This window comes from Pseudomonas sp. QC2, from assembly GCF_002859085.1.
GTDB lineage: Bacteria > Pseudomonadota > Gammaproteobacteria > Pseudomonadales > Pseudomonadaceae > Aquipseudomonas > Aquipseudomonas petroselini.
Genome location: NZ_PKKS01000023.1, coordinates 55,602 through 80,439 on the forward strand (window position 1 = coordinate 55,602; position 24,838 = coordinate 80,439).

Sequence of the window (24,838 nt, forward strand, 5' to 3'; positions counted from 1 at the left end):
GAATAATCTGAATTCCCCGGCGCCACTCATCAAGTACGCCGCAAACCATTCTTTCAATTTACGGCACGCTATCCAGGCCGGATTTGAGTAGCATGTGCTTCACTCGATTTTGCTCTTGCACGATATATTCTGAGGTGCGGTGTTGCTTTAGCAGGGTAAAAAATAATTCGACATCTTCCTCTGATCCAGAGTTGTTTTCTGCCGCGTAGTTGTAGTCTCTTTTAACGAGCCTTGCATCGCTTAGAACTCTATCTTTGAAACCTTCTAAATATTTCATGGAAATTTCCTCTGACGGTATATTCCTTCTTGGTTTGTATTTCCAAATGGTTCCATTGAGAGCCATTTATATTTCATTAAATGTGCTTCAGCTCCGTTCATCCGAAGGGCTGCCATCGGTTTTCATCAGCGCATTAACCATGGAGATCCAGTCAATACGAAAATCGCTCTCTTCTGTGTTCAATAGGAGCGTTTGAGGGGCGAGGGTGTTTTCCGTGCGCAGCGTCCAATGATGACTACCGACACTGTCAAGGCATCGCCTCACCGTCTCAAGTTCATGTGGGTTACAAACCAGCGTTGCCTTGATTGCAGGAACGTGGCATGCGAGTAGTTGCTTGATCAGTGCGTTAATACGTTGCGGGGCAGGTGTTTCTTCAAGCAAGAGGTAAATAGTCTGGTTGGCAATTGAAGTGGCATATTCCTCGAGGTTGTCACACAAGGACTGGCGGTCGACTTCCCAGCGTTTGAGTTGGGCATTGGCACGTTGCCATATTTCAAGCCCCGCTTTTTCAAGCATGCCTTCCTGTTGTTCTTTCGCCGCCCTCAGTAATTGCCTGGCCTCCGCCTTCGCCCGCTCTACTACGTCACCGGCTTGGGTGTAACTTGCCAGGGTTTCGCAGGAGATAAGGCTTCCCGGCACGGTCGGCGTTCCACCGGGTGAGGTGATTGTGCGTCGACATAACATTGTTAATCTCCCGGCGCCCATGAATCAGGAACGCTACTGTTGTCGTTTATTGCGCCTATACGCCACACCACGGCATGCCAGAGCGTATCGAGACGGCTCTGCGAGCCATTGAGCGTCAGTGGCTTTTCTTCCAAATCAAGTACGCGTCGTCGAGGAAAGCGCAGCCTGATCCTCTGCCAGGTCGCAGGGGGGATCCAGGCGCGTAGCAATTGCAACGGATCGTTATCAGGCTGCACGATATCAAGGGGTAGCGCCTTGGACAGTCTGTTACACCACAGGTGATGATGTTCCTCTAAAGGGGTTGCATAGGCAGGTCGGCAGATGCCGTCGATCAGCGCAAGTCCCAGGTCAAGCTGGTCTGCTGAAGCAGTTGCCAGTTGAAGCAATGCGGGGTCGGGCATTGAAGGCAGGCAGGGAGTGACGCCGTAATGTGTCGCCGTTACTACTTGCCCGCTGCGATGAAGTTCTACAAGCGCTGCATAGTTATTTGTACTTTTCCAGTCTTCATGCGCATATAACCAGGGGGCCGCCCACCATTGGGCCCATGAAAGATTACTCATTGCTTGAATGAGCAGGCACGTCCAGGGAGGGCCCCTGTGTTTGAGCCGGTAAGACAGACTCCTGCATACCCCGTTGCTTTCGCTTTTGCCAGAACATGCCTGCCGTAATCATCAGCACTAAGGCAAGCAGCGAGACAGTCAGACTGGTTCGCCAAAAGCCGAGGTCATCTCCCGGAACCAGAAACGGCCCGAAGTAAGCCAGACGTTGTTGTTCCAGATAAGCTGTCGCCGGCACGAATACGACAGTCAGTTTTTGTGGGTTATCGACCGCCGTGGCCATCCCCGGAATACTACTTGCAACCATCCGGCGAACACGTGCCCTGATGTTGTCGGGATCAAGCCGCGGATCATGTTTGATAAACACCGACGCAGAAGCGGGTTGTACCGGCTCACCCGGAGCAACACGCTCGGGCAGTACCACATGCACGCGGGCCACGATAACGCCGTCAATGTTCGATAACGTTGTTTCCAGTTCCTGGGACAATGCATAGATATAGCGCGCTCTTTCTTCAAGCGGCGTGGAAATAACGCCTTCTTTACGAAAGGTGCCGCCCAACGTCGCGCGTGCCGCTCTAGGGAGCCCTACAGCCTCCAGCGTTCGTACGGCGCGCGCAATATCGGTTGCATTGACGACCACGATAACGCCATCTTTTGCGGGAACTTTAGTGGCGCGGATATGTTTGTCAGCCAGCTCCGCTACAACTTCGTTGGCTTCCTGTTCGGTTAGCTGGCGATGTAGTTCGACCCGTTCACTGCAGGCCTGCAGCGTGAACGAGAAGCCTATAATTAATAAGATAAGTCGCAGGCGATTCATTTTAACCTACTGAAGGCTGCTGATTTTATCAATGCATTGAGCCGTTTTACCGACACTTTTTGACAGCATTTGCTGGAGCAACAGTGCGTCAGAAAGCTGGCCCGGATATTTCCGAGCTTCCTCAAGCTTATTCGGACTGCTCAATGCACGCAGGCTTTTGGTCATCCGGTCTGTCACGGTGCTTAGTTTACCTACGGCCTCGGAAAGTAAGCTCGGTGTGCTTGGGAGACTTACTCTCAGGTTCGGGCGTGACGGTGGGGCCATGGCTGAGTTGAAAAAGTTCACATCCGTACTTGAGGAGAGGCTCTCAGGTAGAGTGGAAGTTTCAGTAAAGTAGTTGACTTCAGAAGATTTTATAATGGCTATCATTATATGGCCCTGTTACGCACAGTTAAACATCGCATTGTTCATTGTTGCTGGTGGTAAGGTTTGCTCCTTTTGTTAAAGTAACCTTCTCGCACAGGATGTCGGGAAGGTTACTAGGGGTTTAACCGGTCATACTTGAAGCTTATCGGATGCTGCCTTTATGCCAGCGGTGTTTTGGTTCTCCGCACTCTTAAATGCGTTTTTTACGCCGTCCGCACGCTTTTTCGCCTCTGCGGCCTCAAAGCCAGCATCAGCGTCTTGAGCGGACATACCGCCACTGCCGTAACCGCCCGAATAAGGTGAATAGGATGATCCGCTAGGAATAGTCATAGTGTTTCTCCGTGTATAACGTTAATTTTGCTGGGCTTAGCAAAACTTCAAGTCTTGTACAAAAAGTAGAGCCGTCCCGTGATTTATGTGGTTCAAGAAATTTATACGTTCCATGTATTTCTGGATGCTCTGTTTGGAGAAATGTAACCACTTATGCTGGGCGCTGGTTGATGGGGGCACTCTCAGTTCAGTGATACCCCCAGGTGCTTAATCCGGTGATAGAGCGTTCTCTTGGCAACACCCAGTTCTATTGCCGCCGTGTCAACACAGTGGCTGTTTTGACGAAGAGACGCTTCAATCAGCGACTTCTCCACCTGATGCAAACGGGCCTTCAGGTTCATTACTATTTCTTGGTGGGTTATCACGGTCGCGCAGAGCGGCGGCAGCCCCAATACGAAGCGCTTCGCCGTGGAGCGTAATTCGCGGACATTGCCCTTCCAGGTGTGGCACAGCAACTGTTGTAACAACTGCTTGCTGGGAGGCAGGGGGACGGGGAGTTTGAAGTGATCAGCCTCCTGCTCAATCATGTCCAGGAACATCGGTATGATGCGCTCTCGCCGATCTCGCAACGCTGGCAGCTGAATGCTGACGACATTCAAGCGAAAGTACAGGTCGCGTCGGAAAGTGCCTTGCTCGACCATCTCATCCAGGGCGTGCTGGGCAGATGCGATCACGCGCATGTCCACCGGGATAAATCGTGTCGAACCCAAACGCTCCACCCCACGGCATTCCAATACGCGTAATAGCTTGGCTTGCAGCGTCAGCGGCATGCTGTCGATTTCATCGAGGTATAAGGTGCCCAGATGGGCCGCTTCAACGAATCCGGCCCGGGACTGCAGGGCGCCCGTATAGGCGCCACTGTTTACGCCGAACAATTGACTTTCGGCAAGGCTTTCAGGGATGGCGGCGCAATTAACGGCAATGAAGTTTCCTTTGCGACGGGACAGGTGGTGTATACGTTGCGCCAAGGTATCTTTACCGGTGCCGGTTTCTCCCAGTAAAAGAATATCTATATCGAGAGCGGCCGTGTTGTTTACAGTCGATTCGATGCTCGGACAATCAGAAAAAGTTATACCCGTTATAAGCCTGTTCTGGCTGAGCGTCGACATAGTGGTGTGCTCCGATGCGGTGGCCACTGTATGAGGGCATATCTCCATATGTGCTCAGTTAAACAGGATTTTTTTATATTGTCATGATCCCCTTAGGTCTTCAGATGCAATGAAAAACGCAAGGAGGGGGTGATTAAGTAAGTTTTAAGTGTTGGGCAGTGCAGTTGGCGGTATTTTATGTAAGAGGAGTCTTAATTTTGTAGGGAATAGTTTTAATAAGGTGGCTTTTTATTGATATTTTATGAGGAGGGGCTTTAGCTGATACTGGTTAAAATGTATGAGTAAATATCTCACTCATGAATTCTTTCGTATTGAACTGGGGAGGGCTATGCGAGCTGTTTTTAATGAGGACCGTTCACGTCTAAACGCTTGACGAGGATCAAGCGCCCACAAAAAAGCCGATGCACTGCATCGGCTTTTTTATTCGCGGTATAAACCGCAGTTAACGTTTACACGTTAAAACGGAAGTGCATCACATCGCCATCTTTAACAATGTATTCCTTACCTTCCAAACGCCATTTACCCGCTTCCTTGGCACCGGCTTCACCCTTGAACTGGATAAAGTCGTTGTAGGCGATTACTTCGGCGCGGATAAAGCCCTTTTCGAAGTCGGTGTGGATCACACCGGCGGCCTGTGGCGCAGTAGCGCCGACCTTGACGGTCCAGGCGCGGACTTCTTCGACACCGGCGGTGAAGTAGGTTTGCAGGTGCAGCATCTCGTAACCGGCGCGGATTACACGGTTCAGGCCAGGCTCTGTCAGACCCAGGGCCTCAAGGAACATGTCCTTTTCTTCGCCATCATCCAGCTCGGCAATTTCCGCCTCGATCTTGTTGCACACCGGCACCACGATCGCGCCTTCCTCGTCGGCGATGGCCTTGACCACGTCGAGCAATGGGTTGTTTTCGAAGCCGTCTTCAGCGACGTTGGCGATGTACATGACTGGTTTGGTGGTCAGCAGATGGAAGCCTTTGATCACCGCTTTTTCATCGGTATTCATGCTCTTCATCAGGCTGCGTGCTGGTTTGCCCAAGGTGAAGTGAGCGATCAACTGCTCCAGCAGGCCTTTCTGGACCACTGCGTCCTTGTCGCCGCCCTTAGCGTTACGCGCGACTTTTTGCAGTTGCTTTTCGCAGCTGTCGAGGTCGGCGAAGATCAGTTCGAGGTCGATGATCTCGATGTCGCGTTTCGGGTCGACGCTGTTGGAGACGTGAATCACGTTTTCGTCTTCAAAGCAGCGGACCACGTGGGCGATCGCATCGGTTTCACGGATGTTGGCCAGGAACTTATTGCCCAGGCCTTCACCTTTCGACGCGCCGGCTACCAGGCCCGCGATGTCGACGAATTCCATGGTGGTCGGCAGGATGCGCTTGGGATTGACGATCGCCGCCAGTTCCTGCAGGCGCGGGTCCGGCATGGCCACGATGCCGCTGTTGGGCTCGATGGTGCAGAAGGGGAAGTTCTCCGCTGCAATACCGGACTTGGTCAGGGCGTTGAACAGGGTGGATTTGCCGACGTTGGGCAGGCCGACGATGCCGCAATTGAATCCCATGGTGTTTCCCCTCGGTAAGAGTCAGGCCTTCTGGCTGTGCAGGTTTTTCATCGCGCGGTTCCATTCACCGGCGAAGATATCCGGCAGCACGCCGAGGGCAAAATCGATGCTGGCATCGAGTTTTTCCTGTTCGGCGCGTGGCGCACGACCCAGGACGAAATTTGAAACCATACTGGCAACGCCTGGGTGGCCAATGCCGAGCCGCAGACGGTAGAAATTATTCTGATTACCCAGCTGCGCGATGATGTCGCGCAGGCCATTGTGCCCGCCATGCCCGCCGCCCAGCTTGAGCTTGGCTACACCGGGTGGCAGGTCCAGTTCGTCATGGGCCACCAGGATTTCCTCGGGTTTGATCCGGAAGAAGCCCGCAAGCGCTGCGACAGCCTGGCCGCTGCGGTTCATGTAGGTGGTGGGAATCAGCAGACGAACGTCCTGACCCTGATGCGAGAAGCGTCCGGTCAGGCCAAAATACTTGCGATCGGCCACCAGGTTTATACCCTGGGCGTGGGCGATGCGCTCAACAAAAAGGGCCCCCGCGTTATGCCGGGTCTGTTCGTATTCGGCGCCTGGATTTCCCAGGCCAACGATCAGTTTAATGGCAGTCACGACAGGGGCCCTTCCTTTGGAGTTGTGGATAACATCGCCGCAACCTGCGTGCGGCGAAAGTGGACGACATTACATCATTTACTCAAGAGTAAACGCCGCGTTATCGCCCGCTTTCTCGCTACGTTCCGGTCCGCGATGTTTCCTCAAGCTCCGACGTCACAGAGAGTATTACTCTGCAGCGGTTTCGCCTTCTTCATCTTCAGCTACAACACGTGGCGCGTGGACGTTGGCAACAGCCTTGTCGTCGTTGTGAGCCAGTGCAACGAACTCAACGCCTTTAGGGGCCTTGAGGTCGGACAAGTGAATGATGGTGCCGATTTCAGCGGCCGACAGGTCGACTTCGATGAACTCAGGCAGATCTTTCGGCAGGCAGGTTACTTCCAGCTCGGTAGCAGTGTGGGAAACAACGCCGCCTTTCTTGACCGGAGCGTCTTCACCAACAAAGTGCACAGGCACGATAGCGGTCAGTTTCTGGCCAGCAACAACGCGAACGAAGTCAGCGTGCATGATGAACTGCTTGGACGGGTGACGCTGCATCGCTTTAACGATGACGTTCTGCTTGGTGCCGTCGACGTTCAGTTCGATAACGTGGCTGTAGGCAGCTTCGTTTTCGAACAGTTTGGCGATTTCCTTGGACAGGATGGTCACGGATTCAGCAGGCTTGTTACCACCGTATACAACGGCTGGGATGTTGGCGGCGTGACGCAGGCGGCGGCTCGCACCTTTCCCCAGGTCAGTACGCGCTTGGGCGTTCAGAGTAAAGTCATTCATGTTGTATCTCCAAAATAGCCATCATCGAGCGGCGTTTGCGACCAGCGCCAGACTCGACATGGGCAAAAAAGCCCCGCCCCAACAACATGTCGGGGCGGGGCGCTTTTCGTCAGTGAGATGGACCGAAGGTTTGACCCTTAACGGAACATCGCGCTGATCGATTCTTCATTGCTGATGCGGCGAACCGCCTCGGCAACAACCGGTGCGATATCCAATTGACGGATACGCGAACAGGCTTGAGCAGCAGCGGACAACGGGATGGTGTTGGTCACCACCAGTTCGTCCAGCATGGAATTTTCGATGTTCTCGATCGCTCGGCCAGACAACACAGGGTGTGTGCAGTAGGCGAAGACTTTAGCGGCACCGTGCTCTTTCAAGGCTTTCGCCGCGTGGCACAGGGTGCCGGCGGTGTCGACCATGTCATCAACCAGAATACAGGTACGCCCTTCGACATCACCGATGATATGCATCACTTCAGAGTGATTGGCTTTCTCGCGGCGTTTGTCGATGATCCCGAGGTCCACGCCCAAGGATTTGGCAACGGCCCGTGCACGCACGACGCCACCAATGTCCGGGGACACGATCATCAGGTTTTCAAAGCGCTGGTCTTCGATGTCATCCACCAATACGGGGGAGCCGTAGATGTTATCTACCGGAATATCGAAGAACCCCTGGATTTGGTCAGCGTGCAGGTCAACCGTGAGAACACGGTCGATGCCTACCACGGTCAGCATGTCAGCAACGACTTTCGCGCTGATAGCCACACGTGCGGAGCGCGGACGGCGATCCTGACGGGCATAACCAAAGTAAGGGATTACAGCTGTGATTCGAGTCGCTGAGGAGCGGCGGAAGGCATCAGCCATCACGACGAGTTCCATCAGGTTATCGTTGGTCGGAGCGCAAGTCGGCTGAATAATGAAAACGTCTTTACCGCGAACGTTTTCATTGATCTCGGCTGTAATTTCGCCGTCGGAAAATTTACCGACAGAGATGTCACCGAGAGGGATATGCAGCTGACGTACGACACGTCGAGCCAGATCGGGGTTGGCGTTCCCCGTAAAGACCATCATCTTGGACACGCGCAGTACCTAGAGGCTGAGGGTAACCTGGATGAGTATAGGAAAATGGCAGGGGCGGCTGGATTCGAACCAACGCATGGCAGGATCAAAACCTGCTGCCTTACCGCTTGGCGACGCCCCTGTATCTGTTGCAACGAGTGCCTAACACTCGGTTCCTTTAGAGCAGACTTTGCAGCTTGCGATGCAACATCGAAACGTTGCTTCCCTTTGCTACAAACCCTGTAAGGGTCTCTGTAAGAAGGGCCGAGACTTTATCAGCTTCAGCTTTGCTTGGGAAGCCCCCAAACACACAACTTCCAGTTCCGGTTAATTTTGCTTCGGTAAATTTACCTAACAAATTCAAAGCGTTACGTACCTCTGGATAACGCCTTGCTACAACCGGTAAGCAGTCATTTCGACTGTTTCCCTTGGGAACGGGGCGCACTTTAATGGGAGGAGAGTTACGTGTCAACAGCGGATCTGAAAAAATTTCTGCTGTACTTACAGATACTTGCGGAACAAGCACGACATACCACGGCTCTTCGGGGTATTCCGGGGTGAGTTTTTCGCCCACACCCTCGGCGAAAGCGGCGTGCCCGCGCACGAAAACCGGGACGTCGGCGCCCAGCGTCAGGCCCAGCGCAGCCAGGCGATCATCGTCCCAGCCCAGGCGCCACAAGTGGTTCAGGCCCAGCAAAGTCGTCGCGGCATTCGAGCTGCCGCCACCGATACCGCCGCCCATGGGCAGGATTTTATCGATCCAGATATCGATGCCGAGCGGGCAACCGGATTGCGCCTGAAGTTTTTTCGCCGCCTTCACAATCAGGTTGCTGTCGTGAGGTACGCCTTCGAATTCGGTATGCAGCTGGATCACGCCATCGTCGCGCACGGCGAAGGTCAGCTCATCGCCGTAGTCGAGAAATTGAAACAGCGTCTGCAGTTCGTGATAGCCGTCTTCACGGCGACCCAGAATGTGCAGCATCAGGTTGAGTTTGGCCGGGGAGGGCAGGGTCAATGTTTGTACCGACACGTTATTGCCCCAGTTTGCGCGGTTGCCAGTCCTTGATCACCAGCGTGACATCAAGGTCGGGGCCGTGCAGCTTGATGCGCTCGGGCAGCCAATAACCGCTTTGTTCCACATAGCTCAAATACTCGACCTGCCAGCCATCCTGCTCCAGCGTCGCCAAGCGGCTATCGCCGTTCAGGCTCAGGCGACTCTTGCTGTCCGGTGCGGGTAAGCCGCGTACCCACCAGACCAGATGAGACACCGGCAGCTTCCAACCAATCTGTTGCTCAAGCAGTTCTTCCGGCGAGGTGGCTTCGTAGCGACCCTGGTTGGCTACTTCAAGGCTGACGTGTCCCGGTCGACCGGTCAGGCGCGCCGCGCCACGGCCCAGGGGCCCCGACAGGCGAATATCGTAGTAGTCCTGGCGTTGCAGCCAGAACAAGGTACCGCTGCCGGAGTCCTTGGGGGCGCGGACGCCGACTTTGCCTTCAATCTGCCAGCCATCAATGCTGCTGAGCTGGTCCTTGTGTTGCTGCCATTGCGCCGGGTTGCCCTGGCCTTCGACGGATTCACGGGAACCGAAGCCTGCGCAACCGGCGAGCAGGGCAATGAAGCTGAAAACGATAACGTGGCGCAAGAACATAAGCTTAAAGGGTCTCGGATCCGGTCAGGCGCTTGATGGTGCCGCGCAGGATAGGGCTTTCGGGTTGTTCCTTGAGGAATTTTTCCCAGATTTGGCGTGCTTCGCGCTGCTTGCCATTGGCCCACAGCACTTCACCCAAGTGGGCGGCAACTTCCTGGTCGGGAAAGCGCTCCAGTGCCAGGCGCAGCAGGCGTTCAGCTTCGTCCAGGTTGCCCAGGCGGTAATTCACCCAGCCCAGGCTATCGAGTACGGCAGGGTCTTCCGGGTTGAGCTTATGGGCTTGTTCGATCAGCACCTTGGCTTCGGCGTAGCGCGTCGTGCGGTCAGACAAGGTGTAGCCCAGGGCGTTGAGGGCCATGGCATTGTCCGGGTCGCGCTTGATGATCAGGCGCAGGTCTTTTTCCATCTGCGCCAGGTCATTGCGTTTTTCGGCCTGCATGGCGCGGGTGTACAGCAGGTTCAAATCGTCAGGGAACTGCAGCAAGGCTTGTTGCAGCAGTTTCCAGGCACGCTCGCCCTGTTTGTTGGCCGACAAGGTCTCGGCCTGGATCAGGTACAGCTGGATCGCGTAGTCAGGTTCGGCATCCCGCGCAGCGGCCAGGCGTTTTTCCGCCTCGTCGGTACGGCCGTTGCTCATCAGGATATCGGCCTGGCGCAATTGGGCCGGCAGGTAATCGTTGCCGGGGCCGACTTGTGCGTATTCGAGCAGGGCAGCTTGTGGGTCGTTGCGTTCTTCAGCGATACGGCCGAGGTTCAGGTGGGCCGAGTCCACATGGCTTTCGCGCTGGATCAGCTCTTCCAGATACCCCTTGGCCTCGTCCCAGGCCTTGGCTTCCAGGCATACCAGTGCCAGGGAATAACGCAACTCGTCGTCGTCCGGGTATTGCTGGACCAGGTTGGCGAACTGCACTTTGGCGTCCTCCATGCGGTCCTGTTCCACCAGCATGCGGGCGTAAGTCAGGCGCAGGCGCTTGTCGTCCGGATACTTCTTGATATTTTTTTCCAGCAGAGGAATCGCTTCCTTGCCGCGATTGAGGTTCTGCAGCAAGCGTGCGCGCAGCAGGATCGGGGCGATTTCGCCTTCTTCCGGCGGGTTCTGCTCGAGCAGCTTCAGGGCTGCGTCGGCTTCGTCGTCCTGTTGCAGCAGCAGTGCCTTGCCGAACACCAGTTGGCTGTTCTTCGGATGTTTTTGCAGCAAGCGGTCGAAACTCTTCATCAGGCCATTGCGCGTGTCCTGGTCGGTGTCGGCAGCCGACAGCGCGAGGAAGTCGAAATGGGTGTCGCCCTTGCCCTGCAGGACTTTCTCCATATAGACCATGGAGTCGTCATAGCGCCCGGCGCGCGCCAGCTGAATCGCTGCCGCCCGTTGTGCTTCCAGATCGTCCGGGGCGTTTTTCGCCCAGATCAGCGACGTGTCCAGCGCAGCCTGGTCGGCGCCCAAGTATTCGGCGATGCGGAAAGCCCGCTCGGAAATGCCCGGATCCTGGGTGTTGATGGCCTGGGTCACGTAGTTATCCAGCGCAATGTCGAAGCGATTGCGTTGGCCGGCCAGCTCCGCGGTCAGCAGGCTGTACACCGTTTCTTCACTGAACGAGGAATAAACCTTGGGCTTTTCAGGGGCGGGGGTGCTGTCTTCCACCGGCGGGGTACCGTCCGGCGACACGGGTGCCATGGCCTGGCAGCCGCTGAGGAAGACAAAAGCAAGGAGCAACGCGGAGGATCTATTCATATAGGAAGAGGACGACTAACCTGCGGTCGGATCATCATGACACAAGCCTTCGGCCAAACATAACCGAGTCTCAATGGGTGCCTTTATAGACACAAGGCATTAGGACAATAGACGACGGTGGTTGTTCTGAATCTTTCGAAGTAGGACAATTGTCGGCTTCCCGACATCATCAGCGATATTGAATGGCCTTCCTCGCACTCGGTATTAACCACAAGACTGCCTCCGTAGACGTGCGCGAGCGCGTGGCGTTTACGCCAGAGCAGTTGGTTGAGGCCCTGCAGCAGCTCTGCCGGCTCACCGACAGTCGCGAAGCAGCGATCCTTTCGACCTGCAATCGCAGTGAGCTTTATATAGAACAGGAACATCTTTCAGCGGATGTGGTGTTGCGCTGGCTGGCCGATTATCACCATTTGGACCTCGATGACCTGCGCGCGAGCGCTTATGTGCACGAAGACGATGCGGCAGTTCGTCACATGATGCGCGTGGCGTCCGGTCTCGATTCGCTGGTGTTGGGCGAGCCGCAGATCCTTGGCCAGATGAAGTCCGCCTACGCCGTGGCGCGTGAGGCCGGCACCGTCGGCCCGCTGCTGGGTCGCCTGTTCCAGGCCACGTTCAACTCCGCCAAGCAGGTGCGTACCGACACCGCCATCGGCGAAAACCCGGTGTCCGTAGCGTTCGCTGCGGTCAGTCTGGCCAAACAGATTTTCAGTGACTTGCAACGTAGCCAGGCCCTGCTCATCGGCGCCGGCGAGACCATCACCCTGGTCGCCCGCCACCTGCATGACCTGGGGGTGAAGCGCATCGTGGTGGCCAACCGTACCCTGGAGCGTGCCAGCATCCTCGCCGAGCAGTTCGGCGCACATGCCGTGCTGCTGGCAGATATCCCGGCCGAATTGGTGCGCAGCGATATTGTGATCAGTTCCACCGCCAGCCAGTTGCCGATTCTTGGCAAAGGCGCGGTCGAAAGCGCGTTGAAGCTGCGCAAGCACAAACCCATCTTTATGGTGGATATTGCCGTTCCGCGCGATATCGAGCCCGAAGTCGGCGAGTTGGACGACGTTTACCTCTATAGCGTCGACGATTTGCACGAAGTGGTCGCCGAAAACCTCAAGAGCCGCCAGGGTGCAGCCCAGGCCGCTGAAGAAATGGTCAGCGCCGGCGCAGACGACTTCATGGTGCGCCTACGTGAGTTGGCCGCAGTGGACGTGCTCAAGGCGTATCGTCAGCAAGGCGAGCGTCTGCGCGACGAGGAGTTGCTCAAGGCCCAGCGCTTGCTGGCCAACGGCAGCAGCGCTGAAGACGTGCTGATGCAACTGGCCCGAGGCCTTACCAACAAGTTGCTCCACGCGCCCAGCGTACAATTGAAAAAGCTTACCGCCGAAGGCCGCCTCGATGCGCTGGCCATGGCCCAGGAACTCTTTGCCCTCGGTGAGGGCGCGTCAGATAGCTCTTCGGATAAAAAACTGCAATGAAAGCGTCACTGCTCAATAAACTGGACGTGCTCCAGGACCGTTTCGAAGAACTGACCGCGCTGCTCGGCGATGGTGAGGTCATCTCCGATCAGGCCAAGTTCCGTGCCTATTCGAAGGAATACGCCGAAGTTGAGCCGATTGTGGCGACCTACAAACACCTGACCAAAGTGCAGGCCGACCTTGAAGGTGCCCAGGCACTGCTCAAGGACAGCGACCCGGACATGCGCGAAATGGCCGTGGAAGAAGTCCGCGAAGCCAAGGAAAAACTGGCCGAGCTGGAAGGCGACCTGCAGCGCATGCTGCTGCCCAAGGACCCGAATGACGGGCGCAACGTGTTCCTCGAAATCCGTGCCGGCACCGGCGGCGACGAGGCAGCGATTTTCTCCGGCGACCTGTTCCGCATGTATTCGCGGTATGCCGAGCGTCGCGGCTGGCGTGTCGAGATCCTGTCCGAGAATGAAGGCGAGCACGGCGGCTATAAAGAGGTTATCGCGCGGGTCGAAGGCGACAACGTCTACGGCAAGCTCAAGTTCGAGTCCGGCGCGCACCGCGTGCAGCGGGTTCCGGCGACCGAGTCCCAAGGCCGAATCCACACCTCGGCGTGCACCGTCGCGGTGTTGCCCGAGCCGGACGAACAGGAAGCGATCGAGATCAACCCGGCCGACTTGCGTGTCGACACTTACCGCTCGTCGGGCGCTGGCGGTCAGCACGTTAACAAGACCGACTCGGCGATCCGTATCACCCACTTGCCGTCGGGCATTGTGGTGGAGTGTCAGGAAGAACGTTCCCAGCACAAGAACCGTGCGCGGGCCATGTCTTGGCTGTCGGCCAAGCTCAACGACCAACAGACCAGCGCCGCCGCCAATGCAATTGCCAGCGAGCGCAAGTTGCTGGTGGGCTCGGGCGACCGCTCCGAGCGCATCCGTACCTATAACTTTGCCCAGGGCCGGGTCACCGACCACCGGGTCAACCTCACGCTTTATTCCCTGGACGAGATCCTCGCCGGTGGCGTGGACGCGGTGATCGAACCGTTGCTTGCCGAATATCAAGCGGATCAGTTGGCGGCGATAGGTGAATAAATGACCATTATTGCCAGCCTGCTGCGCGCCGCCGACCTGCCCGACTCGCCTACCGCGCGCCTGGATGCCGAGTTGTTGTTGGCGGCGGCGTTGGGTAAATCCCGCAGCTACCTGCACACCTGGCCCGAGAAAATCGTCAGCAGCGAAGACGCGCTGACGTTCGCCGGCTACCTGCAGCGCCGTCGCGGCGGCGAACCGGTCGCCTATATCCTCGGCCAGCAGGGCTTCTGGAAGCTGGACCTGGAGGTCGCGCCGCATACGCTGATCCCGCGTCCGGACACCGAACTGCTGGTGGAAGCGGCCTTGGAATTGTTGCCGGCCACGCCCGCCAAGGTCCTCGACCTGGGCACCGGCAGCGGCGCCATCGCCTTGGCCCTGGCCAGTGAACGGCCAGCCTGGCAGGTCACCGCCGTCGACCGTGTGCTGGAGGCCGTGGCCCTGGCCGAACGCAATCGCCAGCGCCTGCACCTTAATAACGCGACGGTGCTGAACAGCCATTGGTTCAGCGCGCTGCCAGGTCATACTTATGACCTGATCATCAGCAACCCGCCGTACATCGCCGCCAACGACCCGCACCTGGTGGCGGGCGACGTGCGTTTTGAGCCGGCCAGCGCACTGGTGGCCGGTCATGATGGTTTGGACGACTTGCGCCTGATCATCAAAGAAGCCCCCGCTCACCTGAATGCCGGCGGACGACTGCTGCTGGAGCATGGTTACGACCAAGCCCCGGCCGTGCGAGACCTGCTATTGAGTGAAGGCTTTGAAGAGGTCCACAGCCGCATCGACCTCGGCGGTCACGAGCGCATTACCCTGGGGCGTCGCCCGTGCTGACCGACCAGGAGCTGTTGCGCTATAGCCGACAGATTCTGTTGCAGCATGTCGACATCGACGGCCAATTGCGCCTGAAAAATGCCCGTGCGTTGATCGTCGGCCTCGGTGGCCTGGGTGCACCGGTTGCGTTGTACCTGGCGGCGGCCGGTGTGGGCGAGTTGCATCTGGCGGACTTCGATACGGTCGACCTGACCAACCTGCAGCGCCAGATCATCCATGACACCGACAGCGTCGGGCAGGCCAAGGTCGACTCGGCCCTGCGTCGCCTGACCGCCATCAACCCGGAAATCACACTGGTCGCCCATCGCACCGCGCTGGATGCCGATTCCCTGACCGCCGCAGTAGAAGCGGTGGACGTGGTGCTCGATTGCAGCGACAACTTTTCCACCCGTGAAGCGGTGAATGCCGCCTGCGTCGCCGCTGGCAAGCCGTTGATCAGCGGCGCGGCGATTCGCCTTGAAGGGCAGTTGTCGGTGTTCGACCCGCGCCGCGCCGAAAGCCCGTGCTACCACTGTTTATATGGGCATGGCAGCGATACCGAACTGACCTGCAGCGAAGCCGGCGTGGTGGGCCCGCTGGTAGGGCTGGTCGGTAGCCTGCAAGCGTTGGAGGCCCTGAAACTGCTGGTCGGTTTCGGCGAACCCTTGGTCGGCCGCTTGTTGCTCATCGATGCCTTGACCACGCGGTTTCGCGAGTTGCGCGTCAAGCGTGACCCCGGTTGCAGTGTGTGCGGGACGCAACATGGTTAAGGACGCGCCAATCGGTGTGTTCGATTCCGGTGTCGGCGGGTTGACCGTGCTGGACGAAATCCAGCAGCTTTTGCCCCATGAATCGCTGCTGTACGTGGCCGATTGCGGGCACATCCCCTACGGCGAGAAAAGCCCGGCGTTTATTCTCGAGCGTTCGCGGCGGGTGGCGGCGTTTTTCCGTGAGCAAGGCGCCAAGGCCTTTGTGATTGCCTGTAATACCGCCACCGTCGCCGCTGTCGCCGACCTGCGGCTGGATTTTCCCGATTGGCCGCTGGTGGGCATGGAGCCTGCCGTCAAACCTGCCGCCGCGGCTACTCGCAGTGGTGTGGTCGGGGTGCTTGCCACCACCGGTACGCTGCAAAGCGCCAAGTTCGCCGCCTTGCTCGACCGTTTCGCTACCGACGTGAAGGTCGTCACCCAGCCGTGCCCTGGCCTGGTCGAGCTGATTGAAAGCGGAGACTTGAACAGCCCGGCCCTACGCCAGTTGTTACAGCGGTACATCGAGCCGCTGCTCAGCGCCGGTTGCGACACCATCATCCTCGGCTGCACCCACTATCCCTTCCTCAAGCCGCTCCTCGCGCAGATGCTGCCCCCTAGCATCATCCTCATCGACACCGGCGCCGCCGTGGCCCGTCAGCTCAAGCGTCTGCTCGGCGAGCGCGACCTGCTGGCCGTTGGCAGCCCTGAACCTGCACAGTTCTGGACCAGCGGCGATGTGTATCACCTAAGAAATATCCTACCGACACTATGGAAATATCCGGGCGTTGTGCGAAGCTTTGGTGCGTGAAAATTTCGTGAAATTCCGGCGTTAATCACTGGAACTTCTGACTACACGCCAGCTTCTATAGCGAGATAGCCTGTAAAAAACCATATAACTTCGTTCGGAAAGGATGTTTCTTATGAAGCGCTTGTTCTGTTTGGCTGCGATTGCGGCCGTTGTAGTGGGGCACTCTGTTTCGGCACAGGCCGCTGGCCTGGAATTGGGGGTGGGGAGCACCAGCGATTCGACCATGACCTATCGGCTGGGGCTGACATCGGACTGGGATAAAAGCTGGTGGCAGAGCGATACCGGTCGATTGACCGGCTACTGGAGCGGCGCCTACACCTATTGGGACGGTGACAAGCGTGCCAGCGCCAGCAGCCTGTCGTTCTCGCCGGTATTTGTGTACGAATTTGCCGGCGAATCGGTGAAGCCTTATATCGAAGCCGGGATCGGGGTGGCGGTGTTCTCGCGCACCAAGCTGGAAGACAACAACATCGGCCAGGCTTTCCAGTTCGAAGATCGCCTGGGCTTCGGCCTGCGCTTTGCCGGCGGGCATGAAGTGGGCATCCGTGCCACGCATTACTCCAATGCGGGGATCAGCAGCAATAACGACGGGGTAGAGAGCTACTCGTTGCACTACACCTTGCCGTTGTAACCCTTCAGGACACTGAAAAAACCATGTGGGAGGGGGCAAGCCCCCTCCCACAGTTGATTGCCACAATCTTCAGCATCAGCGGTAGGCGGTAGCGATACCCTGTCGCTCTTCCAGGCACTCGGGCGCGCCCATCTCGAACTCCCGGCAAATCAGCGGACGTCGCTCGTAGATCGTACACATCATCGTGTCCCGATCCAGCGCCGCGCACCAGCCGTCGTCCAGGCGCAGCATCACTTCGCCGCCCCAATCATCGGTGTCGATATAGCGCTCCGGTACGCCCGTATCGGTGATCAGCATGACTTCCAGCTGACAGCAGCAGGCCGCACACGTCGAGCAAGTGACGACGGGTTCGGTGATTTGGGTATGCGGGATGTTAGTCATAGGCGCGCAGTGTAAGGCAAGCGGGTGGCCCACGTGTGAAGCGACTGACGGACGTCAGCGCGCCAACCGGTGCAGCCCCACGAATACCGCGGCCCACAGCAGCGCCAGCACGGCCATCGTGGGCGCGAGGCCGAAACCAAACTGCACCCCCGCCAACTGGCTGCCGGCATAGTAAGAGAGCGGGCCGCCCAAGGCGCCCAATACCGCCGCACGCCACCAGGGGCGGGCGCTCCAGGCCAGGCAATGGCGCAGCGTGGTCGCCAGCAACGCCCACAGCAGGATCAACCAGAAAGGAATCAGCGGGCCCGGCTCGGTGAATTGAAACACCCCCAGCGTGCGCAATGCGGTATCCAGTAGCGTGCCCAAGACCGTAACGCTGAGGATCAGCCTGCCGTCTTCAGCCCACGAACTTATCCACAGCAGATGAACCGCCAGCACGGCCAGTCCTACCAGTAACCACCGGCTGTCACCGCCGAGCACGCAGGCAAACCAGCCGCACTGGAAGAGTGCGGCATTGGCCAGCGTCTTAAGCACTGAAACGCCCGAGCAGCGGCGGGTTGATCGCCGATGGCTTGGCCAGCAGCAATTGCGCCGTGCCGATCGTGCGCTCCATAAAGCCGCCTTCGCAGTAGCACAGGTAAAACTCCCACAGACGCAGGAAGTATTCGTCGTAGCCTAATTCTGTGAGGCGGCCGTGGGCGCGGCGAAAATTCTCATGCCACAAGCGCAAGGTGCGCGCGTAATGCAGGCCGAAATCCTCCATGTGCAACAGGTTCATATCGGTATCGCGGCTGACGATGTGCAGCATGTTCTGCACGCAGGGCAGGGCGCCGCCGGGAAAGATATAGCGCTGGATAAAATCCACACTGCGCTTGGCCTGTTCAAAGCGCTGCTCACGAATGGTGATGGCTTGCAGCAACATCAGCCCGTCATTCTTGAGCAAGTGCGCGCATTGCTTGAAGTAGGTTGGCAGGAAGCGATGCCCCACTGCCTCGATCATCTCGATGGACACCAGCTTGTCGTACTGGCCGGTCAGGTCGCGGTAATCCTTCAGCAGCAGCGTGACCTGGCTTTGCAGCCCCAGGGCCGCGATGCGTTGCTCGGTGTAGGCGAACTGTTCCTTGGACAGGGTCGTGGTGGTGACCTTGCAGCCGTAATGTTGCGCCGCGTACAGCGCCATGCTGCCCCAGCCGGTGCCGATTTCGAGTAAATGATCGGTGGGCTTGAGCGCGAGCTTTTGGCAGATGCGTTCCAGTTTGTTCAGTTGCGCCTGCTCCAGGGTGTCCTCAGCAGTTAGAAACTGCGCCGCCGAGTACATCATGGTGGGGTCGAGAAACTCTTCGAACAGGTCATTACCCAGGTCGTAGTGGGCGGCGATGTTTTTCTGCGAGCCCTTGCGCGTGTTGCGGTTGAGCCAGTGCAAGCCCTGGGTGAACGGCCGAGCCAGGCGCGCGAGGCCACCTTCCATCGCGTCGAGCACGTCCAGGTTGCTGACCATCACGCGCACCACGGCGGTCAGGTCCGGACTGGTCCAATAACCGTGGATAAATGCTTCACCGGCACCGATGGAGCCGTTGGCCGCCACCAGGCCCCACACGGCTGAATCGAGCACTTGGATCTCTCCCAGCAAGTGCGCTTCCCGTGCGCCGAATACTTGCCGCTCGCCATCCTCGATCACCACCAACTGGCCATGGCGCAATTGGCTGAGTTGGCGCAGCACGCCTTTGCGCAATAGCGCAGTGGTCATGCCATTGACGTTCAGGCGATTGCCCTTGACCGATAAGCTAGGGGATTTCATGGCGGCGATCCTTGGTATACCCGACTGCGGTGCGTGAGGCGCCATCGGCGGCCTGATGGGAAAAAATCGGTGTGCGTTTGAGTAACAGGCGCGTGGCTTGCCAATAGATGGCCAGGCAGGTCTTGGCGGTCATCCACGGAAAGCGCCACAGGTAGCGGTGCAGGCTGGCGCGGTTGAGCGTTTCTTTTTGCAGGCTCAAGGTCGCGTCGAAGACCTTTTGCGTGCCCTGCCAATCGGCCATGTGCACGCCGAGTTTGGCGGCGGGTGGGCTGAAGCTCATGCGGTATTCCAGGTCGCGCGGCAAGAACGGCGACACATGGAAGGCCTTGGCCACGGCGAAATGCTGATGCTCATCCGCACTCAAGGCCTGGGCCGGCAGCACATAGTGATAGCGCTCGCGCCACGGGGTGTTGGTCACTTCACACAGGATCGCGGCCAGACGTCCGTCGGCCTCGAAGCAGTAGAAGAAACTCACGGGGTTAAAAGCCAGGCCCCAACTGCGAGCCTGGGTCAGTAGGCAGATAACGCCCTGGGGTGTACGCCCCAGTGCCTTGCCGACTTCCTGGCGCACGGCATCGCTCAAGCTCATGCCGGTGCGCGTGAATTCACGCAGGTAGTCCTGCTGGCGAAAACCGAAGGGCGCCAAACGGCTGCGCCCCGCCAGAGGTGAAAGCTCGAGCACTTGCTGCTCTTCGCTCAGGTCCAGGTACAGCAGGCCGATGCGGTAGCGAAAGGCATGGGCCTTGGGCGTAAACCGGCGATGGGCTATCCAGCCACTGTACAGGGCGCTGTTCACAGGGTTTCTCCAAAGGCTTCGGCCACGCGCAAGGCGCTGACCACGCCGTCTTCGTGGAAACCGTTGGCCCAGTAGGCGCCACAGTAGAAGGTGTTACGCACGCCAGACACGTCCTCCCAACGACCTTGGGCCGCCACCGCTGCCAGGCTGTATTGCGGGTGGGCGTAGGTGTAGCGGGCCAGGACCTTAAGCGGGTTGATCATCGACGTCTGGTTCAGGCTCACGCAAAAGGTGGTGGCGCTGTCGATGCCTTGCAGGATGTTCATGTCGTAAGTCACCGCCGCCTGCGTGTGCGTGTTGCCGGTCAGGCGATAGTTCCAGCTGGCCCAGGCCAGCTTGCGGTCGGGCAGCAGGCGGGTATCGGTGTGCAGCACCACGTCGTTGTCGGCGTAGGGCATTGCGCCGAGGATCTCCCGTTCGGCCTGGCTGGGGTCCGCGAGCAAGGCCAATGCTTGGTCGCTGTGGCAGGCGAAGACCACACGGTCAAAGGTTTCGCTGCCGGCAGGGCTGTGGATAATCACGCCGTCGTCCGTACGCTCAACTTGATGCACGGGGCAATTGAGGCGGATGTGTTCGCGAAAGCGGCGGGTCAGCGGTTCGATGTAGCGGCTTGAGCCACCTTCGATCACGCACCACTGTGGGCGATTACTCACCGAGAGCAAGCCGTGGTTCTTGAAGAAGCGCACAAAGAACTGCAAGGGGAACCCGAGCATGTCGGCCAATGACATCGACCAGATCGCCGCGCCCATCGGCACGATGTAGTGGCGGATAAACCGCTCGCCGTAATGCCCGGCCGTGAGGTAATCGCCCAGGGTCATCTCGGCGCTGATGCGTTGTTCCTGCAGGTCCAGCGGTGCCTGGCGGTTGAAACGCAGGATATCGCGCAACATGCCCCAGAACCCCGGCGACAAGATATTGCGACGCTGGGCAAACAAGCTGTTGAGGTTATTGCCGTTGTACTCGAACCGGGTGTTCTCGTCGCACACCGAAAAGCTCATTTCGGTGGGTTTGAACGTTACCCCGATTTGCCCCAGCAGGCGCATGAAGTTGGGGTAGGTCCAGTCGTTGAACACGATGAAACCGGTGTCTACCGCATAGCTTTTACCCTCGACGGTCACGTTGACCGTGTGGGTATGCCCGCCGATGCGGTCGCCCGCTTCGAACACCGTGATGTCATGACGGCGACTGAGCAGGTAGGCACTGGTGAGGCCGGCGATGCCGCTACCGATGATGGCGATCTTCACAGGTCGTCCTTTTTCGGCGGTGGGCTGCGCAACATGCGTTTGCCGATGATCAGTTGTGCGCGGTTTGGCAGTTTCGACAGCGGCCAGAGGGTGGCGATAAACAGGGCCGGAAAGGCAATTTCCAGCGGACGTTTATCCAGCTTGGCGAAGATATGCCGCGCGGCTTTGTCCGCCGACCAACTGAGCGGCATCGGGAAATCATTGCGTTCGGTCAGTGGCGTGTCGACGAAGCCTGGGCTGATCACGGTCACGTCGATATTTTCTGGCGACAGGCTGATGCGCAAGGATTCGAACAGGTAACGCAAGCCGGCCTTCGAGGCGCCATAGGCTTCGGCGCGCGGCATTGGCAGGTAGGTCACGGCGCTGGCGACGCCCACCAGGTGCGGCGTTGATCCTGCGCGCAACAGCGGCAGGGCGGCTTCGATGCAATAGCTGCTGGCCAACAGGTTGGTGCGCACCACGTGCTCGATGATTGATGAGTCAAACTGCCGTGCGTCCACATATTCACAGGTGCCGGCATTCAGGATCACGGTGTCCAGCGCGCCCCAGGCCCTGCCGATCTGTTCACCGATCTCGCGCACGGTCTGGCTGTCGGTCAGGTCGCCCGCCACCACCAGTACTTGGCCGGGATAGCGTTGCGCGAGCGCCTCCAAAGGCCCTTTCGTGCGCGAGCTCAGCGCCACATGGGCGCCGCTGTTGAGCAGTTCCACGGCCAGCGAGGCACCGATGCCACTGCTGGCACCGGTCAGCCAATAACGACGGGGGAGTACTGCGCTCATCCCACTCTCCTTTTCAGCCAACCGACGACTCTGCCCAGCACGGGCAAGTGCTCGTACAACAGAGCGCCAGCATCGAAATAATCACGGTGGCGGTACACCTTGTCTCGCCACATCAGGTGCGAGCAGCCTTCCACCCGGATGACCTTGCCGTTGGCCAGGCGCGGGTGGCAAAAGCTCATTTTCCAGCGCAGGTAACCTTCACCTTCGGCCACTTGGTCGAAACCGTGGAAGTCGAAACGCAACTGGCTGACATTCCCGTACAGCTCCGCGAAGTAGCGATGCAGGGCAGGCAGGCCATGCACTTCGTGCAAGGGGTCGGTGAAGGCGATGTCTTGGCTGTACAGGCTGTCCAGCAGGTGCAGGTTGTGTTTGTCCAGCGTGGCAAAGGCCTGGGCGAAGCGGCGCAGGAAGTCACTCATATTCGCCCCCTGCGGCCTGGCGCGAGGGCAGGCTGCGGAAGGCGGCCAAGGCACGTTCGCGGGATTTTTTCAGGTCGACAATCGAGCGCGGGTAGTCCGCCACGCCGAACAAACCACCGGCGGCTTCGGGGTTGTGTACTTCCTTTTTGTTCAGCGCGGCCAGTTCCGGCAGCCAGTGCTTGATGAACACGCCGTCACTGTCGAACTTTTCCGATTGGCTCAACGGGCTGAAAATCCGGAAGTACGGCGCCGAGTCGGTGCCGGTGGACGAACTCCACTGCCAGCCACCGTTATTGGCCGCCAGGTCGCCGTCGATCAGGTGGCGCATAAAGAAGCGCTCGCCCTCGCGCCAGTCGATCAGCAGGTTCTTGGTCAGGAACATCGCCACCACCATGCGCAGGCGGTTGTGCATCCAGCCGGTTTCCAGCAGTTGGCGCATGGCGGCGTCGATAATCGGCAGGCCGGTGCGCGCTTCCTGCCAGGCCGCGAGGTCTTTGGGCGCATTGCGCCAGGCCACGGCTTCGGTTTCGGGGCGGAACGCGCGGTGGCGCGAGACCCGTGGGTAGCCCACCAGAATGTGCTTGTAGAACTCGCGCCAGAGCAATTCGTTGATCCAGGTAATGGCGCCCATGTCGCCGCTTTCGAACTCGCCGCCGTTGGTTTGCAGCGCGGCGTGCAGGCACTGGCGCGGCGAAACCACACCCGCCGCGAGGTACGCCGAGAGCTGACTGGTGCCGGGCTTGGCGGGGAAGTCGCGCTCGTCCTTGTAGTAGCTGATTTGCTGGTCGGCAAAGGCATCGAGACGCCGACGTGCTTCGTCCTCACCCGCCGGCCACAAGGCTCGCAGCGCTTGGCTGGGGGGCTCGAAACCTTCGACGGTTGTCGGTATCGGATCGCTTTTCAGCGTGAGCGCGGCCTGAGCCTTTGGCGCTGCGACGATGCGTGGCAGGGCGCTGTGCAAGCGGCTGTAGCAGACCTTGCGAAACTGGCTGAACACCTGGAAATAAGTACCGGTCTTGGTCAGCACGCTGCCGGGCTGGAAGAACAGTTGGTCCAGGTAGCTGTGGAAGCTGACACCTTGCGCTTCCAATGCCTTGGACACGGCCGCATCGCGACGGCTTTCGTGGATGCCGTATTCCTCGTTGACGTGCACCGACTCAACCGACAGTTCCTGGCACAGTTGGCTCAGTACGCGGGGCGCCTGGTCCCAGGTGGCTGCGGTGCGGATCAGCAGGGGAATGTTCAGCTCGCCCAGGGTGGCGCTCAGCGCGTGCAGGTTGCGCAGCCAGAAATCCACTTTGCACGGCGCATCGTCGTGGGCCAGCCACTGCTCGGGCGTGATCAGGTAAACAGCCGCGATCGGGCCCCGCTGGCTCGCGGCGGCCAGGGCGGTGTTGTCGTGTAGGCGCAGGTCGGTGCGCAGCCAGATCAGATGCATTTAAACAAGTCCACGCTGGATCAGTAGCTGGTGGGCCGCCAATGGCTCTTCGGCGACGAGCAACTCAGGGATGTCATGGGTTAATACGGCCATCTCGGCCTGGTGGATGCATACCGTTGGTCCGACGATCAACTTTGGGCAACTGATGCCGCTCAGAAGTTTTGCGAATGCCGACAAATGGAGCGCCTTGCTTGAATACAGCAGCACGGCGCGCGGTTGCAGATGTTCCACCGCCAGAGCCAGTTCACCCGGGGGCAGCGGCCAGTCGAAGACTTCTACCGGGCAGTCGGCACTGCTCGCCAGCCAGGCGCTCAGCCACAGATGCGGCTCCAGCGGCAGGTCAGATTGATTCACCAGCAGCAATGGCGCGCCGTGCAACTGGCGGTTGTTGTGGTAGATACGCGCACCGAACTTGCTGCGCAGCCAGGACAGGAAGAACACCCGCTCCATCTGCGCGCCGAATTGACCCTGCCAACGCTGTTCCAGCTCTTGCAGCAGTGGCATCAGCAGTTGCTCGCACAAGGTGCGTGGCGGGTACAGCGCCATGGCCTGGTTGAACGCGTCGTCGACGCGGCGTTCGGCCAATTCGCTGATGGCGTGCACCAGTGTCTGGCGCAGGGTGTGCCATTCGTTTTCCACCGTATCGGGGACGGTCAGGGCCGAGTCGATCAGGCCTTTGACCTGGCTGACCGGTACGCCGCGATTGAGCCAGGTGAGAATGGTGTAGATACGTTGGACATGCTCGGCGCTGAACAACCGATGGCCCTTGGGCGTGCGCTGCGGCACGATCAGGCCGTAGCGGCGTTCCCAGGCGCGCAGTGTCACGGCGTTGACGCCGGTCTGGCGCGCCACTTCGCGGATCGGCAGCCAGCCGTCTTGGAGGGCTTGGGCGATGTCTTCGCCGGGTTCGTCTAGCAGGGCAGCTTTCATG

Annotated in this window: 28 protein-coding genes and 1 tRNA gene; 6 read left to right on the forward strand and 23 right to left on the reverse strand. The window is 58.7% G+C overall.

Annotated elements, in window-relative coordinates; all coding sequences use genetic code 11:
- Window positions 1-58: 58 nt before the first annotated feature.
- The 14 genes from QCBJ_RS20950 to QCBJ_RS21015 all read right to left on the reverse strand — a co-directional run bounded on the left by QCBJ_RS20950 (window position 59) and on the right by QCBJ_RS21015 (window position 11,503).
- The gene (locus QCBJ_RS20950) at window positions 59-277 is read right to left on the reverse strand and encodes a hypothetical protein (protein WP_102061545.1); all 219 of its coding nucleotides are present in this window, start codon (window positions 275-277) and stop codon (window positions 59-61) included.
- Between the two features lie 87 nt (window positions 278-364).
- On the reverse strand, window positions 365-961 hold the full coding sequence (gene sctL / locus QCBJ_RS20955; RefSeq protein ID WP_102061546.1) for a type III secretion system stator protein SctL: 597 nt from the start codon (window positions 959-961) through the stop codon (window positions 365-367).
- Between the two features lie 2 nt (window positions 962-963).
- A complete protein-coding gene (locus QCBJ_RS20960; RefSeq protein WP_102061547.1) occupies window positions 964-1,521 on the reverse strand; it encodes a type III secretion protein in 558 nt (185 codons plus the stop codon).
- Window positions 1,514-2,335: a type III secretion system inner membrane ring lipoprotein SctJ gene (sctJ, locus tag QCBJ_RS20965; protein ID WP_102061548.1), complete on the reverse strand. Its 822-nt coding sequence runs from the start codon at window positions 2,333-2,335 to the stop codon at window positions 1,514-1,516. The genes QCBJ_RS20960 and sctJ overlap by 8 nt, the downstream gene beginning before the upstream one ends.
- A gap of 495 nt (window positions 2,336-2,830) precedes the next feature.
- Window positions 2,831-3,031 (reverse strand): hypothetical protein, encoded by a 201-nt coding sequence (locus QCBJ_RS30055; protein ID WP_145994238.1) that lies wholly within the window; start codon window positions 3,029-3,031, stop codon window positions 2,831-2,833.
- 182 nt (window positions 3,032-3,213) lie between these two features.
- The gene (locus QCBJ_RS20975) at window positions 3,214-4,140 is read right to left on the reverse strand and encodes a sigma 54-interacting transcriptional regulator (RefSeq protein ID WP_102061823.1); all 927 of its coding nucleotides are present in this window, start codon (window positions 4,138-4,140) and stop codon (window positions 3,214-3,216) included.
- 449 nt (window positions 4,141-4,589) lie between these two features.
- Window positions 4,590-5,690 (reverse strand): redox-regulated ATPase YchF, encoded by a 1,101-nt coding sequence (gene ychF / locus QCBJ_RS20980; protein ID WP_012722103.1) that lies wholly within the window; start codon window positions 5,688-5,690, stop codon window positions 4,590-4,592.
- A 21-nt stretch (window positions 5,691-5,711) separates the two neighbouring features.
- On the reverse strand, window positions 5,712-6,296 hold the full coding sequence (gene pth / locus QCBJ_RS20985; RefSeq protein ID WP_003188350.1) for an aminoacyl-tRNA hydrolase: 585 nt from the start codon (window positions 6,294-6,296) through the stop codon (window positions 5,712-5,714).
- Window positions 6,297-6,464: 168 nt separating this feature from the next.
- The gene (locus QCBJ_RS20990) at window positions 6,465-7,067 is read right to left on the reverse strand and encodes a 50S ribosomal protein L25/general stress protein Ctc (RefSeq protein WP_012722105.1); all 603 of its coding nucleotides are present in this window, start codon (window positions 7,065-7,067) and stop codon (window positions 6,465-6,467) included.
- Between the two features lie 137 nt (window positions 7,068-7,204).
- On the reverse strand, window positions 7,205-8,146 hold the full coding sequence (locus QCBJ_RS20995) for a ribose-phosphate pyrophosphokinase (protein ID WP_003208392.1): 942 nt from the start codon (window positions 8,144-8,146) through the stop codon (window positions 7,205-7,207).
- Window positions 8,147-8,192: 46 nt separating this feature from the next.
- A tRNA-Gln gene (locus QCBJ_RS21000) sits at window positions 8,193-8,267 on the reverse strand.
- A gap of 36 nt (window positions 8,268-8,303) precedes the next feature.
- On the reverse strand, window positions 8,304-9,155 hold the full coding sequence (ispE, locus tag QCBJ_RS21005; protein WP_093542288.1) for a 4-(cytidine 5'-diphospho)-2-C-methyl-D-erythritol kinase: 852 nt from the start codon (window positions 9,153-9,155) through the stop codon (window positions 8,304-8,306).
- 1 nt (window position 9,156) lies between these two features.
- On the reverse strand, window positions 9,157-9,774 hold the full coding sequence (gene lolB / locus QCBJ_RS21010) for a lipoprotein insertase outer membrane protein LolB (protein WP_046034119.1): 618 nt from the start codon (window positions 9,772-9,774) through the stop codon (window positions 9,157-9,159).
- 4 nt (window positions 9,775-9,778) lie between these two features.
- Window positions 9,779-11,503, reverse strand: a complete 1,725-nt coding sequence (locus tag QCBJ_RS21015) for a tetratricopeptide repeat protein (RefSeq protein WP_064054701.1) — start codon at window positions 11,501-11,503, stop codon at window positions 9,779-9,781.
- A 182-nt stretch (window positions 11,504-11,685) separates the two neighbouring features.
- Between QCBJ_RS21015 and hemA the strand changes: the two genes are divergently transcribed.
- The 6 genes from hemA (at window position 11,686) to QCBJ_RS21045 (ending at window position 17,052) form a co-directional block, all read left to right on the forward strand.
- Complete coding sequence (hemA, locus tag QCBJ_RS21020; protein ID WP_046034117.1) at window positions 11,686-12,975, forward strand: glutamyl-tRNA reductase; 1,290 nt, start codon at window positions 11,686-11,688, stop codon at window positions 12,973-12,975.
- Complete coding sequence (prfA, locus tag QCBJ_RS21025) at window positions 12,972-14,054, forward strand: peptide chain release factor 1 (protein WP_012722110.1); 1,083 nt, start codon at window positions 12,972-12,974, stop codon at window positions 14,052-14,054. The genes hemA and prfA overlap by 4 nt, the downstream gene beginning before the upstream one ends.
- Complete coding sequence (gene prmC / locus QCBJ_RS21030) at window positions 14,055-14,885, forward strand: peptide chain release factor N(5)-glutamine methyltransferase (protein WP_046034116.1); 831 nt, start codon at window positions 14,055-14,057, stop codon at window positions 14,883-14,885. It begins immediately after the preceding gene.
- Window positions 14,879-15,634, forward strand: a complete 756-nt coding sequence (locus QCBJ_RS21035) for a molybdopterin-synthase adenylyltransferase MoeB (protein ID WP_093542279.1) — start codon at window positions 14,879-14,881, stop codon at window positions 15,632-15,634. The genes prmC and QCBJ_RS21035 overlap by 7 nt, the downstream gene beginning before the upstream one ends.
- On the forward strand, window positions 15,627-16,421 hold the full coding sequence (gene murI, locus QCBJ_RS21040) for a glutamate racemase (RefSeq protein WP_012722113.1): 795 nt from the start codon (window positions 15,627-15,629) through the stop codon (window positions 16,419-16,421). The genes QCBJ_RS21035 and murI overlap by 8 nt, the downstream gene beginning before the upstream one ends.
- A gap of 112 nt (window positions 16,422-16,533) precedes the next feature.
- Window positions 16,534-17,052: an acyloxyacyl hydrolase gene (locus QCBJ_RS21045; protein WP_043204758.1), complete on the forward strand. Its 519-nt coding sequence runs from the start codon at window positions 16,534-16,536 to the stop codon at window positions 17,050-17,052.
- Window positions 17,053-17,127: 75 nt separating this feature from the next.
- On the opposite strand, the gene QCBJ_RS21050 is transcribed toward QCBJ_RS21045, so the two are convergent.
- Genes QCBJ_RS21050 through QCBJ_RS21090 form a run of 9 tightly spaced genes read right to left on the reverse strand, consistent with a single transcriptional unit; the run spans window position 17,128 to window position 24,837 of the window.
- A complete protein-coding gene (locus QCBJ_RS21050) occupies window positions 17,128-17,433 on the reverse strand; it encodes a YkgJ family cysteine cluster protein (protein ID WP_043204759.1) in 306 nt (101 codons plus the stop codon).
- A 54-nt stretch (window positions 17,434-17,487) separates the two neighbouring features.
- A complete protein-coding gene (locus QCBJ_RS21055) occupies window positions 17,488-17,967 on the reverse strand; it encodes a DUF2878 domain-containing protein (RefSeq protein ID WP_102061550.1) in 480 nt (159 codons plus the stop codon).
- Window positions 17,960-19,231 (reverse strand): cyclopropane-fatty-acyl-phospholipid synthase family protein, encoded by a 1,272-nt coding sequence (locus tag QCBJ_RS21060; protein ID WP_012722117.1) that lies wholly within the window; start codon window positions 19,229-19,231, stop codon window positions 17,960-17,962. The genes QCBJ_RS21055 and QCBJ_RS21060 overlap by 8 nt, the downstream gene beginning before the upstream one ends.
- Window positions 19,218-20,027 (reverse strand): DUF1365 domain-containing protein, encoded by an 810-nt coding sequence (locus QCBJ_RS21065; RefSeq protein WP_102061551.1) that lies wholly within the window; start codon window positions 20,025-20,027, stop codon window positions 19,218-19,220. The genes QCBJ_RS21060 and QCBJ_RS21065 overlap by 14 nt, the downstream gene beginning before the upstream one ends.
- A complete protein-coding gene (locus tag QCBJ_RS21070) occupies window positions 20,024-21,271 on the reverse strand; it encodes an NAD(P)/FAD-dependent oxidoreductase (RefSeq protein WP_093542263.1) in 1,248 nt (415 codons plus the stop codon). The genes QCBJ_RS21065 and QCBJ_RS21070 overlap by 4 nt, the downstream gene beginning before the upstream one ends.
- Window positions 21,268-22,050, reverse strand: coding sequence for an SDR family oxidoreductase (locus QCBJ_RS21075; protein WP_102061552.1), 783 nt, complete (start codon window positions 22,048-22,050; stop codon window positions 21,268-21,270). Before QCBJ_RS21075 ends, QCBJ_RS21070 begins: the two co-directional genes overlap by 4 nt.
- Entirely contained in the window at window positions 22,047-22,469 is a 423-nt protein-coding gene (locus QCBJ_RS21080) for a nuclear transport factor 2 family protein (protein ID WP_012722121.1), read from the reverse strand. The genes QCBJ_RS21075 and QCBJ_RS21080 overlap by 4 nt, the downstream gene beginning before the upstream one ends.
- Entirely contained in the window at window positions 22,462-23,907 is a 1,446-nt protein-coding gene (gene phrB, locus QCBJ_RS21085; RefSeq protein ID WP_046034109.1) for a deoxyribodipyrimidine photo-lyase, read from the reverse strand. Before phrB ends, QCBJ_RS21080 begins: the two co-directional genes overlap by 8 nt.
- On the reverse strand, window positions 23,908-24,837 hold the full coding sequence (locus QCBJ_RS21090) for a MerR family transcriptional regulator (RefSeq protein WP_102061553.1): 930 nt from the start codon (window positions 24,835-24,837) through the stop codon (window positions 23,908-23,910).
- Window position 24,838 lies beyond the last annotated feature (1 nt).